Origin of the sequence: Mucilaginibacter sp. SJ, assembly GCF_028993635.1 — a bacterium.
Lineage (GTDB): Bacteria > Bacteroidota > Bacteroidia > Sphingobacteriales > Sphingobacteriaceae > Mucilaginibacter.
In genome coordinates, this window is record NZ_CP118631.1 from 1447027 (window position 1) to 1461776 (window position 14750).

Here is a 14750-nt window from a genome sequence, read left to right on the forward strand (position 1 = left end):
TTTACCCTCATTAAAATCTGAAACTTGTTGAAAGATAAGGGTACCATCCTTCTTCAGAGTAACCGGCAATTATCTTAATAACCGCCAGTCGTGCAGGTGCCACGTAAAAACCCGCGCCGGTGCCGTTATGCCATTTATCTGAACTTTGCCCGTTTTCCCAAACACGGCCTATATCATAAAAGCCTATAACGCCTATTTGTCCGGGAACTATATAACTGGCAAAATCAGTCAGTTTTATACGCAACTCCAGGTTATTATAAAAACTATGCTGGCCGGCAAACCTATAAAGCCTGTAACCTAATAAATTATCCTGCCCACCTAAAAACAACGACTGGTAAAAGGCGGTTTTTCCGATGGTAATACCACCTCCCACTCTATCGGCCAAAACAATAGTGCTTTTGGCATTCAGGCTCTTGTACAAAGCAACCTGGGGTATAAGCTGGGCAAAACTTGTGGAGTTATTATTTAAGCCATTAAACTCCTGAAGTTTGATATTAATAAAACTTCCCCAGGCCGGAAGTACTTTGTCGTTGCGTTTATCGCTGGTAAAGTTAACAACTATACCGGCATGCATTTTTGTTTTGTCAAAGGTATAACTGTCGGGAGCATTTGTGAGTAACGGATATGTAATAAATCGGCCGGTATTGTCATCAACATCTAATTTATAGTACTGAAACGCAGGGCCTACCGTAACGGAAGTACCCGATTCATTACGCCACCTGAAGGCGGGGCTGAAAGTAAAATTAGTGAAGCGCGTACGGTGATATTTACGGTAATCACCAACTTTAATAAATGGCGTTTCATTACCCCTGCCAAAAAAATTGATATTATCCGGATAATCAAGCTGGCCATCCATCAAAAAGTCGGCATTGCCAAAGGCATGGATCCATTCTCCGCTATATTTAATCTTGAAAGCCTTTGTAGTAAATGAGTGGCTGGCAAATACCGTTTGAACATCGTTATAAGGCAACTTTTGAAAGCCTTCCTGATGGGTGTATTTAAAACCAGCACCAAGCAGTACGCCCTCATCCGGATTGTAGGAGATATTGGCAAGTGGCGCTATCACATTCATCAGGTTAACCCTTAAATATGATGTGTTGGCACTATCCTTACTAATGTGTTTATTAACCTTTGATTCATCGCCGGTTATGCTCAGCTTTTTGCCCCGGTCATAAAGCTGTACAGTATTAAGCGATTTTACAATATTATAAGTTTTGGTGCCTGTGCTATCAATAAACCTCAATTTTATTGGTGATGTGGCATTATCAAGCACCACCTTATCATCCCCGCCGCTTACATAAATGCGGAGCTCTTTGGTAATATCGGGATGGTAATTCTGGTTCATCAGCGTATCCTTAACCTCACCATCCTTATTGATCTTGTTGATGATCACATTGAGGCTGCCGTTCGGCTCATCCTTCACAGTTACCAGCTCATTTTTATTTGAAGTATGGATATCAACTATTTTATTGATGAACTTGTAGTAATACTCCATTTCGGCCGGGATATTAGCGCGGCGTTCTTTTAGCTGCTTTAGCAATACGTCATGCCTTAACTTATAGGATGACTCCGGCAAACGCCTTAAACCGGCTTCCAGTACCTCATCAGTTTCTGCGGCAACAAAATCATTCACAATTTTTGTCCATTGTTCATGACTGTATTGTACAGATGGCCATCGTTGCATGAACATGGTTTTCCATAGAGAGTATTTTATGCTGTAAATCTCCCCGCTAAAGCCCTGCAGGTTCGGTGCAATCCATGGCTGTGCTGCTATGGTTGGCAATACACCCTGGTTGGTATAAAACACCTGATCGCGGTCGCGCGGAACGGCAGTATAGAATTTACCTTTCCCTTTATCCTCATCACGCCAGCGCCACTGATCGCCGTGCCTGTCCCAATCACCAATGAGCAAGTCGAGCAGGCGGGCGCGTAGAAATTCCTCGCCGTCTACGGTATTATCATTATCCTCCAGCATTTTGCCTATCATCTTCACGGTATTATCCGATTTGCCACCCGGTTCGCGCTCTTCAAGCAAACAAACTTTATTGGCAAAAATATTAGCATACTGCCCCAAAACCGGATCAGCCGATACCACACCAATTATCGGGTTGGCATGCGGCACACGTGCGGCATCAGCCAGCGGCGGTACTATCAGTGCCGAAAACGGGTGCTGGGCACTCATGGCATCGTTAACCCAGTCTTTGGCAAACGTTTCCTGGAATTCATCGGGCAAAATCTTTTCAGGCTGCTTCTCCACGCTGCGGAGCACCCACTCCTTGCCATCCTTATCAATTAAACGAAGTGAGTGTGTCTGGAAACCACCGCCAATGCTTTCGGTCTTTAAACCGCCATGAATTTCCGATAGCCTGATCACAGGCAGTTTGGTTTCGGCAGCCCATTCCTTACGATAGTTTTCACCAAACCAGCGGCGGTGAAAATTGCTTACGCTATCATATTTGGGGTGCACCCTAACCATGACGCTATCTGTCTTGATTGGTGTGTGCAGCGTATCAGGAACATTTTTTACTGATGTATAAGGCTGCGTATAGGTAAACACCTGCTTAACACCTTTATCACTGTCGATATAATAAGTAAAACGCATCCGTTTGTCAATCAGTAAATCAGCAGTTACATAACCTTGGGTAGCATCCGCAAAAAGCGAGTATTTGCCTTTAATGGCATAGGTTTGCTTAGCACCTGCGCCGCTCACCACCTGCAACTGTTTGCTTTTGATGAATTGCAGGCCATGCTCATGCCCCGCCACGTGAATAAGGTTTGGAAAACTTCCAAAAACAGCATCCACCTTTTTGATCATATCTTTATACAAGGGATGCCCCAAATCTTCGGGGTTTGAAAATGTAGAACGTAAAAATGGGTAAAGCGAACCAATTCCCGGCAACGGCACCCATAGGTCTTTATTAACTACGGTTAACGGAAAAATATGGTCCTTAAGCGAAAAATAGCCACCATGTGTACCATAACTCTGAAACGGGTGATGCGATGCCAGGATGATCACCTTATCTTTATTACGCTCAAAAATCAGCTTGATCTTATCGGCAATGTCATCTTTGTTTTTACAATCGCACTCCGCACCAGGGTTGCTTTTATTGAAAGGGTATAACCACCATTCACTGTCAAAAGCTATTACGGTAAGATCATTCGTCAAATTAATCTCAACCGGATCGGGACAGCCATTTTCAGGCACCATTTTCAGCAGCTTATCGCCCTGTTGATCAAGGTACTCCCACTGTCGTTTTATTTTGGCTAAACCAAGCGGTCCCATTTTATCCCAGTCGTGATTGCCGGGGATAAAATAAACCGGCGCTCCCGCGGCACGCATTGGCTGATATTGTGATTGCAGGATCTTTTGGGTTTCTGTCTCTTCAGGGCTGCCCGGCAAACCCATTCCCCGTGGATAAACATTATCGCCCAGATAAAACACTGAGGTTTTATTTTTGAGCACGTTGGCAGCCGCATGTTTTAAAACAGCACTTTGCTGCAGATCCGTTTCGCCGGCATCTCCAATGAGGATCATCCTGTACTGTACCGAATCCTGGGCCTGGGTTTTTAGCATGCCCAATAGTAAAACAAACAACAAGGGTAGTTTTTTAATCATGAGGTTGGGTTGAGATGTATGTAGTATTTGTATTATCTGTGCCTCAAAGCACTATTTCTTAAAGCTGAATTTCAATATATTACCAGCGCTTAACTGATCACCTTCATTAGAGATATACAGATTACGCTGATTATCAAATGCCATGCCCTCGGGCTGGCCGAATATAGTTACACTTAAAGGGTAAACGTTTTTCACCTTCCAGTTAGCGTCAGTAACTACCAGCATTTTATTTACCGACGAAAGGACATACCACTCATTGGTGAATGTATTTTTGGCTAAAGCCGAAGGGCGGAACGGCACACGTTTTTTATTGGCAAGGCGCTCGATTTCCTTAACATCTATCATAAAACTGCCCGATTGCTTCAGTGTACCATCAGGCTGCAATTTCAGGATATAGCCGCTGCTGCTTTTTGAAGTTTTTTCTTCGGCGCAGTGCTTGCACAATGCATAAACAAGGCCCGACTTGTCATCGGCGTATATGGCTTCATATTCACCTTCAGGAAGTTCGCCTTTTGTTTTTTGCACGTCGGTTACTTCTTTGGCCCTAACCTGGCTAAAGGGAAAGGTAAATAACGTTCCATCGCTTTTAAGCATGATCACCTGTTCGCGGCAAATGGCTACATCTTCATAGTCGCCGCTTTTAGCAAATTTGGTATAGTTTGCTTTTTTATCGCCCAGCTTCAGGTTAAACAAAAAACCTTCTTCGTCCTGCTGGGCGTAAACCGAATCATTTTTACCGTTGTGAAAGGCAAAGCCGGAGATTTCGGTCAAATCCTCGGGCATTTTATATTTAATGGGGTGATTAAGATCATATCCCGGCGGGCTTAAAGGAATAGCTTTCTCTTTATTTTTGCAGGAAATTGCCAAAAACACAGCGGCTGCGGTAAACATCCCCGTTAAGTAAACAACCAGCTTTCGCCTGGCATTTTGCTTTTTAAACCCTGTCATATTTTTTTTGCTGTAAAAGTTCATAAACGGCCCGCTGCGATTGTACCTGCGGCTCAGTTTTATCAACCCTTATGTTTTGCAATTGTTCATTTAATTTTACAGCCTGCACATTATCGGCCAGTTGAATATCAAGCATGGCTATTACCTCGTTCCTGATGCGCTCATCATAAACAGGAAAACACACCTCGATGCGGCGATAAATATTACGGTTCATCCAATCGGCCGAACCCATAAATACCTCCTGGTTACCACCATTGTGGAATGTAAAAATACGCCCATGTTCCAGGTAACGGTCAACTATACGCCTTATGGTAATATTTTCGCTCATGCCTGGTACTCCGGGGATCAGGCAGCAAATACTACGTACAATCATCCTTATTTTTACCCCGGCTTGCGATGCTTCATAAAGCTTGCCTATCAGTACCCGCTCTTCCAGGTTGTTCAGCTTTATGGTGATCCCTGCCGGGTTCCCTTTACGGGCCTGCTCAATTTCCCTATCGATAAGTTCAATAAACCGCGAATGCAGATTAAACTGGGCTACCAGCAGGTGTTTAAAATCGATATCATACCCCTCGGCCGATTTTGCTTTTTTAGCCAGATAGATAAACAGCAGGTCCATTTCGCGCAGCAACTGCGGATTGGCTGTCATCATGATATGGTCGGTATAAAAAGCAGCTGTACTTTCGTTAAAATTACCTGTAGCTAAAAGTCCCGAATATTTTATCCTCCCGTCAACAAGGCGCTTAACCAGGCCAACTTTGGCGTGTACCTTTATAGCTTTATCGCTGTAAATTATATTGGCTCCGGCAGCTTTGAGCCTTTTTGCCCATTTGATATTATTTGCCTCATCAAAGCGGGCTTTCAGCTCAACAAGCACCCTTACTTTTTTACCGCTTTCCGCGGCACTGATGAGGGCATTTACTATACGCGAATCGCTGGCTACCCGGTAAAGGGTAACGGAGATTTCTTCAACGTTTTCGTCGATAGCGGCCTCGTTAAAAAAACGGAGGATGGAATTATATGACTGATAGGGAGCATGGAAAATACAATCACCTTTATCTATATAATCAAATATGGATTCGTTTGCGCTGATCTGCCGGTTCACCAATGGCGGCCATTTGGTAAATTTTAAAGAAGGGATACCTACCGGCAAACTCATTAAATCTTTAAGGTTATGGTAAAAGCCGCCTTCAATAACGCTCAATCCCTGTACACCCAGCTTATCTTCAATTAAATGCAATATGCGTAGTGGGATACCCGGCTGATGCAAAAAACGCGTTGCCAAGCCCTGATCGCGCTTTTGTAATTGCTTTTCAATCTGCTCCTGAACATCGCCATCATAATCATCACTTAGCTCAAGCTCGGCATCGCGGGTTATTTTGAAGCTGTAGCAGCCTTTTATCTCTTCGGTTTTAAAGATCTTATCAATATTGTACCGCACAATATCATCAAGAAAAATGATGTATTGTTTTCCATCTTCATTAACGCTAAAAAATCGTGGCAGCTGGTTCGACGGAATATTGAGGATCACGGATCTTTCCTTCTTCTTATCCAAACCAAGGTTTACCAAAAAGTATAACCGGTTGTTTTCGGGGAAGAATTGTTTTTTGCCGCCAACCAGATCAACAGGCTGCAAAAAAGCAAGCACCTGGCTATAAAAGTAATCACTCAGCCTGTCTGCTATCGAAGCCGGGATGAGCTCATTGAACAGCAGGTTTACATTATTTTCTTTTAATAACGGAATCAGCCTGCCTGTAAAAACCTTACCGAAACGATTTTGCTGGCTACTAATAAGCTCCTGGGCTTTGTATAGTACGGCTTCACTTTGCTCTGCTTTATTAAGCAGGTTAAGCTTGTGCAAAGCCATTACCACAGGCATACGCACACGGTAAAATTCATCAAGATTTGATGAAAATATAGCAAGAAAATTTACCCTTTCCAATACAGGGAGCTCTTCGCTTTCGGCCTCCATCAATATGCGCTCATTGAAAAGTAACCAGCTCAGGTCCCTGTCGAAAAATGAGTATTCCATAGGTGTAGATTTTGTTTTGGCAGTATCTCGACCGCCTACAGTAATGAAGATATGATGAATGCCACTACCGATACGATAAGGCCGAACATGAATATATTGTACGATGCCCTGAGCAGCCTGTATTTTTTACCCAGCACAACACCCTGTGAGTAATTATCACGAATTAAGCTGCCGTAAAGGAACTCGCGGTCTTCCATCATTTTCTCCATACCGTCGCTGTAATCCTGGTATGACATGCGGTAGAAGTTACCGAAGAACAACAGGTTAACTGTTTTTTTATTGATATCCTCGGGTGTAAACAAACCCGGTGGGATTGACGGACGGGTTGAAAGTATGGAGAAGATCATCGTAGCCAAACTAACTGACAGGAGCATGAAAGTTGGAATGAGCAAATTAGAATGTTCATCAAGCTTACGCAGCACCAAACTGATAATCGCTGAAAGTATGATAGAGTTAACCGTGATCATAATATGAGCTTTGTTATCGGCCATATCGCTCAAACGCTGATGATTGCTGGAGCTGATCCTGAACATGGTTTCGATACCACGATCGGGCCTGTCGTTCTTATGTTTTTTTGGACCATGCTCGTCCTCATGGTCTTTTTCTTTTTCGAGGGTAATAATGGCATTACCATCAATATTGGAAGTAAGCAGGGCTGGTGTTTCATTTACTTCAACTTCGGCCTGCTTTTCAATCAGCTTTTGCAGGTTTTTTTGTTTCTGATCATTAAGCAGCAGGCGACAGTAATCTGTATAGTACTCATGCCCCTGCAAAAACTCGATGTTATAGCCGCGCCATTCGTCCTTCCCAATGTCATGCTTTTTAATCGCTTCCATCTCTTTGCGCAAAAGCTTATTCTTATCCCTGAAATCATCGGTGCCTAAGTGAAACAGATCGGCATCGCAAATAATTTGCTGAAGAAGGTCGGCAGGGCTTTGAGGCATTTTTGTTGCTAAAATACAACCGCTAACCTTATCAATAATTGGTTGTTCAATTTTATGCTGTTTCAGAAAGTGTGTAGCAATGCCGACGCTTTTTGATTCGTGGTCGTTTTTATCGGTAAAATACCCGGTATCATGGAACCAGGCTGCCGAAATCACCACAAAGAAATCCTCATCACTTAGCTGGTAATGGTTAGCTATTTGGGTGGCAGCTGCAACAACGTCTTTGGTATGCCTGAGGTTATGATAAATCAAGTCGGGATCATGATGTACATCAAAATAGGATATAACGTACTGTTTTACCTGTTCTAACAGCGGTTGAAATTTCATCGTAGTTTTTGTTGTTAAAAGTAAATCAAATTTTTAAAAATACCTATTTGCAGCTATGCCGGGGAGAAACATCATTTATCTGGCATTGTTTGTGCAAAAGACAGGAAAATGGTTGCGCTTGTTTTTACAAACCGCATGCCACACAAACACATGCCTGGTTATCAGCAACTTGAACAACAATACTCAAAACCACATGGCGATATATCGTGAAATGCCGAAAAACTATATCAAAAGCCCAGGCTCCATTATTAAAGGCTCTTTAATAATCAAATAATTCAGGATACCGCTTCCTCTGTAACCCCGGGGCCTTCATAACTATAGTTATAGGGTGGATGCGGTACAATGAAGGTTTCCTGTACGCGCGATGACTTTTTAAAATACGGAATCCAGATAGCCGCTGTAACTGCTGATCGTAAAAGCGGGCTAAGCGCAGTTTCCGCAAGTTTACTGCTAATGTTGGCAGCCAAAATATAATCAGCCAGGAAGAAAACGAAGGCAAAGGCAAAATATCCTGTAATACAAGCGGGGAGTATATCACGTTTGTTGAGTAACAGCACCAGGCAAAAAATGGCGTACATCATTAGTATGGTATTACCAATTGCTTCCACAACCACCAAAGATCTGAAATTAAGCTCATGGTGGATGCCATGATATACGTTCCAGGTGTGGAGGCTAAAATAATCCCCCGTAACCATATTTGAACCGGTAACCAAAGCAGTGGCAGCTAAGCCTATAGCAATTAATATGAGCCATCCACCAATAGGTACAAACGTTGAGCCATAAGCAAACACAATGCCCGGTGTTTCCCTTTGATAGAGCCATACTCCGAGAACTATAAGTCCCACCGTTATCAATAACATCACCAAAACCAACGCGCTGTTAATTGTTGATGGCCTGGCAGTGCCCTGTGGCGTATACGAAAAACTGTAACCTAAACTGGTATCGTTTAGTTTTTTGATATCGGCCTTAAACTCGGCAAGTTTATTTACCGGCACATTATCTTTCAAAAATGATAATTTATAATTGAGCGATAAGGTATCGCCTGCAGCCGTAAAATCCGATCCGTAACTGTAGTAGTCCCGGTTAATGGAATCATGATCTTCATTAATATTCCACCCGCCCGGCAACACCACTTTAATAGAATAACTGGCATCATACGGGTATGTAAGTGCAACCGGTGTTTTGGTGCGACTGGTAATTGAGGGAAACTGATTATAAATAAAATTAGCAAAAAGATCAGCGGTTAGTTTATCACTGGTCGAATCTTTTTTAAAGAAATCGCCTACTTTATAAGTTTCTATGGTAATGAGCTTGTTCGCTTTCAAATCATCTGCTACTGTAATTGAATCCTTAGTTTCAATCTTGTTGTAGATCTTTGCGTAATAGTCGAGATAGCTTTTTTCTGTTTCGGCCATACCAGATGATTCCAGTTTACCGCGCATATAATCGGCCTCATCGCCGGTGTAAGTAGTTTTCACCGTGAATAGTACGGGTGATTTCGCATCTTTTACCGTATAAACATCCTCGCCTGTAACGCTGCCTCCTTTTGATGGCGGAATAGAGGTGAGCACATCGCTGCCTGGTTTTAATACCAATCCTTTACCATAACGCGGAAAGTAAATATCTGTGCCCTCGCCGCCCTGGTTATCCATTGTTGCATCAACCCAAACCTGCTTTCCGTTTACATTGGCAGTTACAACGGCGTGGTTAAAGGCATAAGCCGTAGGTATGTATTGCTCAACATGCTCGTTCATATCGGCATTTACCAAAACCATAGCGGCATCAATCCCTCCTGCTTTCAGCATGGAAACCAACAACAATGATTTATCCTTACAATCACCATAGCGTTGCCTAAAAACTTTTTCGGGGTTGTTGGCACGATGCGAGTACTCGCCTATTTCAATGCCCATATAGCGCACTTCCTGCTGTACGGTACGTACCGCGGCCCTGAAATATTTTCCTTTATCATTACCCGCCCCTTTTTTCAGTTTCGCGATCCTTTCGCCAAGTTCGCCTTTGATGTTAAGCGAGGGAGGATTGATACTCAAAGCCCAATTCACGACTCCGGCCCAGTTAGCAAACTCACTTACCTGGATAAAACCGCGTTCGTTGTACCATGAAGGCTGATTATTATCGTCATGGGCAGGCGGTACCTGGAACCATTCATATACATAGCGTTTTAAGCCATTGCTTTCACTAATGGCTGGTTTGGGCACACTATTAAAAGTTTTAAAATTCAGTTTTCTTTGCAACGAGGCAATAATGGCCGTGTAATGATGAGCAATAGGCGTATACCACTGTACATACATATTGGCACAAAACTTACCATTCAATATAGGGTTACGCCCTGTGATTGTGTACGAATATTCAATGCGGTCGCCTTTGCGGATATCATCAAGAATACATAAAGCAGAAAAGCTTCCCTGGTAAATAAAGTTGGAAAGATCCTGCTCATCGGCCAATACCTTAAATGCCGAAGCTTTTAACCGGTTTAATGGTTTACCATCGCGCCAAACGGTAATATCATGAAAATCGAGCCGCTCATAGGCCGGATCAAAACTAACGGAGATCTGAGAAGCATTTTGAATCCCGGTTTCAGATACTATCTCGCGGATAATATGATTATAATCGGCCTGTTTTTCAACGTGCACTTGTTCTTCAATAAGCGCATAATAAAACCCACGTTCGATAATGCGTGACGATGGCTTTTGGTTATAAGGTTTTATTGCGCTGAGCCAATTTGGTTTGGCCGAAATATGTACCGACGGCGTATCGCTAAAAGCAGCCCCGCTGCACCAAAACAACATCACCAAACAAAGGGAAAACGTAAAACGCATTTTAAAAGCTTTTGTATACCGGCTTTGAAAATAAAGAAATTCAAGTCAATTTAATGTAACTATTTTAATATTTAACGGTGGGGTTATATGGGATAATAAACGTATTAAACCGCGCGATGAGTTGACTCACCCCGGCGTTGCTTCGCTCGCCACCCCTCTCTACGCTTTGCGTATAGAGGGGATAATCGCAAGCAAGGAAAGATCATTTGTTCATAGTGAAGTAGTTAGCGTAGATATTCAATAACCTTATTCAAAACCCCATCTATATTATTTTCTATTTCGTCGTTCTTAAAGCGTAATATCGTCAGTCCCAGTTCTGCCAATACTTTGTCTCTATTGCTGTCGTAATCTTTTTTATATAAATGAATAGGCCCGTCGGCTTCAATAACCAACTTTGCTTCATGACAATAAAAATCTGGAATATAATAAAGGTTTTTTCCAAAATACGATTGTACACAGAGTGGGTGTTGCCTGAGGAATTTCTTTTTTAATAGCTTTCTATTTCTTAATTCCTGCCATAACAGCTTTTCAGCTACAGTTTCCCGCTGTCTTAATTCTCTGCAAAAATCAATAATACCGCTCATTTTGATAAGGTGATAGTACAGGTAAAGATATCACTTAAATTCAAAATTAAAATTTCCTATCCCTTCTTTACGCTTGCGTAGAGAGGGGTGACAAGCGCAGCGATGTCGGGGTGAGTCAACTCCCAACAACCAACAAAGCCACCCCGAACCGAGATGGCTTTGCGAATAGAATATTATTGAGGATTACTATTGTCCCCCGCCTAATACAGCACGGAATTTTGTTTCATAACCCTTTAACTGGTTTTCAAATTTGGCAGCAAGGGCAGTTTGATGGTTGTCTTTGGTAAACTGCACCAGGCCATTCAACACTTGCATGCCTATCTGTACATCCCGGCCGTTAATGCTGTTTACATCCTGGCTAAGCAGGTAAGCATTATAATCCAGCTGATCGGTAAGGTAATTATCAATATTGCCTGCCAGTTTATTACCAAGCACCACATCATGAAGCTGATAAGCCAACTGCGTTAAATACAATTTACGGCCAGCAACATCTACATACGGATAAATATCAGGCAGTTCAGCATCATATTTTTGAATAACTTTTAACGCTTTATCATTTTTTCCTTCCTGAACAAGGTTTTGAGCCAGATCAAGGAAAGTAGTTACCATTACAGGGTAAAACATAGAGGTCGACTCATGATCAAGATATTTGGCTGTTTTGAACTTACCGAATTTAAACTTGTTCATCACGTTATCATACATTACATCGGTATTGGTTTTGCTCAACTGGTCATGCAAAGCTGTATCCGGCTTAAACGGTATCAGGTGGTAGGTAAAACCTTCTTTGTATAAATAAGGCTGTAAACCTATCAGGTTTTCGTTACCGATGGTAGTGGTGAAGCAGATAGGGCGTTTCCAGTGGTTATGCGCCAAAATATCAAACATAGCCAGGTTCTCTTTAGTTACATAGTTTGATGTATACTTCCATTCCATGGCTGTTGCCAGCTTGTCTTTCTGATCGGCTTTCACCACACCGTTGGCTATTACCTCATCAGGATTAATAGTAACTTTCAGGTTTTTGGTTGGCAAATAATTACCATATTCTCCGCTTTGATATTGCACTTGCGTAGCTTTATCATCAGAAGTAATGAAATCGAACACTTCTTTAATATCCTGGTAACCTGGCAATTTCTGATCGTTAAAGTAAATAACGTCTCTCACCCCTTCTTTATATTTATCAAAAGGCATGGTGATTGGCAGCGGCTCAGAACTGTTCATTTTCTTCTGCATCTGGCGGATATACCAGTCGCCGGTAAACAAGCTCAGGTTTACAATCCGCACATCCGGGCGGATACCTTCAACCTCCTGGTCGTACCATAACGAGTAGGTATCGTTATCACCATAAGTAAACAAAATAGCGTTTGGCGGGCACGAAATAAGGTAATTGTAAGCCATATCATGCGGCGTCATTTTGGTTGAGCGGTCATGATTACCCCATTCTTTGGCAGCCAAAAGTACCGGGCAAACTAATAAACCAATCACGGTTGAACCGATAGCGGCCATTTTAGCGTCGATATATTTGCGGCCAAATTCGGCAATGGCAATTACGCCGAGACCTATCCATATGGCAAAGGCATAAAACGAGCCTACGTATGAGTAATCACGCTCACGCGGCTGCACTGATGCCTGATTTACATATAATACAATAGCCAAACCTGTGAAGAAAAACAGTAAGCCAACAATCAACGCATCTTTACTGCGGCGGTTAACATGGAAAAACAAACCTATTAAACCAATTATTAATGGCAAGGCATATAACGGAGTATAGGTAGTAGCTGCGGTGACAGATTTTGGTAAATGCTTACCACCGTCAAATAAGCCTGTTGTCCAGTTACCGTCAATGCCTTCGGTGCTGGTTTGTCCGTCGGCATCATTATAACGACCAACAAAGTTCCAGAAAAAGTAACGCCAGTACATCTGGTACATTTGCCAGCTGAACATCCACTTCAGGTTATCGCCCATGGTTGGCGCCTGCCCCTCGGGGATGCGCAGCCATTGCTTGTAAAACTGCACATCGTTAGGATCGGTGCTGTACATACGCGGCAAGGCTGTAGTATGGTCATATACATAATCGGTTTTACGACCTGCATTTTCATATTTGGTTTTGCCTTTGCGGTAAATGATACTCCCCTGTTTTTGATCGGTAACCTGCGAATCATACATAGGACCAGTTAGCAAAGGCACCTCACCATACTGGATACGGTTAAGATAACCGTAAAGCGTAAAAGCGTTATCAGGATGTGAGTTATTTAAATTAGTATTAGCCGTTGCACGAATAGGAATGTAAGCGAATGAGCCATATCCAAAGTATATAAATGCAACGCAAAGTAAAGCCAGGTTTAATACAGGTTTCTTTTTGCGGATGCTGTACAGAATCCCCCATACCAGTGCAACAACTATTAGTAAAATAAAAAAGAAAGCTCCGGTCCCAAAGCCCATTCCTAAGGAGTTAACAAAGAAAAGGTCGAAATAAGCGGCGAACTTAATGGTATATCCCCTGATGCCGTATTGTACAAGGCCAAGGATCACTACCCCTGCCAAAAAAGTCAGGATACTATTACCAACCGTAATGTTTTTAGTTCGGCGGAAATAATAAACCATTGCAATAGCCGGTATAGTTAACAGGTTTAACAGGTGGATCCCGATTGATAAACCGATAACATAGGCTATAAAAACAATCCATTTATCGGCACCGGGCTCATCGGCACGCTCATCCCATTTAAGAATTGCCCAAAATACAATAGCAGTACATAGTGATGACAGGGCAAATACAATGGTTTCGACAGCCGAAAACCAAAATGTATCGGTATATGTGAAGGCCAGGGCTCCAACAAGGCCGGCTCCCATGATTACATATAATTTATAACCGTCAATAGCTTCATCACGTTTTTCAACCATCAGTTTTTTGGCAAAAGCAGTAATTGTCCAAAATAAAAACATAATAGTTGCACCGCTGGCCAACGCCGAACCCATATTGGTAAAGAAAGGCACTTTAGTATTATCGCCAAATGACAATAACGACAAAACCTTGCCTATCATGGCAAAAACCGGGTAACCGGGCTGGTGGGCTACCTGCAAACGGTAAGCACATGAAATAAATTCGCCGCAATCCCAAAAGCTTACAGATGGCTCTAACGTTAAAATATAGGTTATTGAGGCTATAACAAAACAAAGCCAGCCTAACAGGTTATTGATTTTTTTGTACTGCATTTAATAATATCAATTGATTTAATAGCGCGGCAAATATCATGATTTTTATAACTTATTTAAAAAAAACACCTGTACGTGACAAAATTTAACATTAATTAACTTTTTAAAGTACTGGGATTAAAGAAATTTTGTTAACCAATCTCCACGAACAGGCATATTTCAATCTATTTATTTAATAACTATAAACCTGCTTTATTGAATTATTAATTCAATGATTATGAGCGGTTAACTAAGTATCAATACCCAAATCAA

At 42.2% G+C, this 14750-nt stretch carries 7 protein-coding genes; all 7 read right to left on the reverse strand.

Annotation, left to right across the window (positions count from 1 at the left end; genetic code table 11):
- Window positions 1-10: 10 nt before the first annotated feature.
- Window positions 11-3616, reverse strand: coding sequence for a BamA/TamA family outer membrane protein (locus tag MusilaSJ_RS05710; RefSeq protein ID WP_274989084.1), 3606 nt, complete (start codon window positions 3614-3616; stop codon window positions 11-13).
- Between the two features lie 51 nt (window positions 3617-3667).
- A complete protein-coding gene (locus MusilaSJ_RS05715) occupies window positions 3668-4564 on the reverse strand; it encodes an SdiA-regulated domain-containing protein (protein ID WP_274989085.1) in 897 nt (298 codons plus the stop codon).
- Window positions 4551-6596 (reverse strand): polyphosphate kinase 1, encoded by a 2046-nt coding sequence (ppk1, locus tag MusilaSJ_RS05720; RefSeq protein WP_274989086.1) that lies wholly within the window; start codon window positions 6594-6596, stop codon window positions 4551-4553. Before ppk1 ends, MusilaSJ_RS05715 begins: the two co-directional genes overlap by 14 nt.
- A gap of 35 nt (window positions 6597-6631) precedes the next feature.
- A complete protein-coding gene (locus MusilaSJ_RS05725) occupies window positions 6632-7867 on the reverse strand; it encodes a Pycsar system effector family protein (RefSeq protein WP_274989087.1) in 1236 nt (411 codons plus the stop codon).
- 275 nt (window positions 7868-8142) lie between these two features.
- Window positions 8143-10704, reverse strand: coding sequence for a DUF3857 domain-containing protein (locus MusilaSJ_RS05730; protein WP_274989088.1), 2562 nt, complete (start codon window positions 10702-10704; stop codon window positions 8143-8145).
- 224 nt (window positions 10705-10928) lie between these two features.
- Window positions 10929-11288 (reverse strand): endonuclease domain-containing protein, encoded by a 360-nt coding sequence (locus MusilaSJ_RS05735; RefSeq protein WP_274989089.1) that lies wholly within the window; start codon window positions 11286-11288, stop codon window positions 10929-10931.
- Between the two features lie 186 nt (window positions 11289-11474).
- Complete coding sequence (locus MusilaSJ_RS05740) at window positions 11475-14498, reverse strand: DUF2723 domain-containing protein (RefSeq protein ID WP_274989090.1); 3024 nt, start codon at window positions 14496-14498, stop codon at window positions 11475-11477.
- Between the last annotated feature and the right edge of the window lie 252 nt (window positions 14499-14750).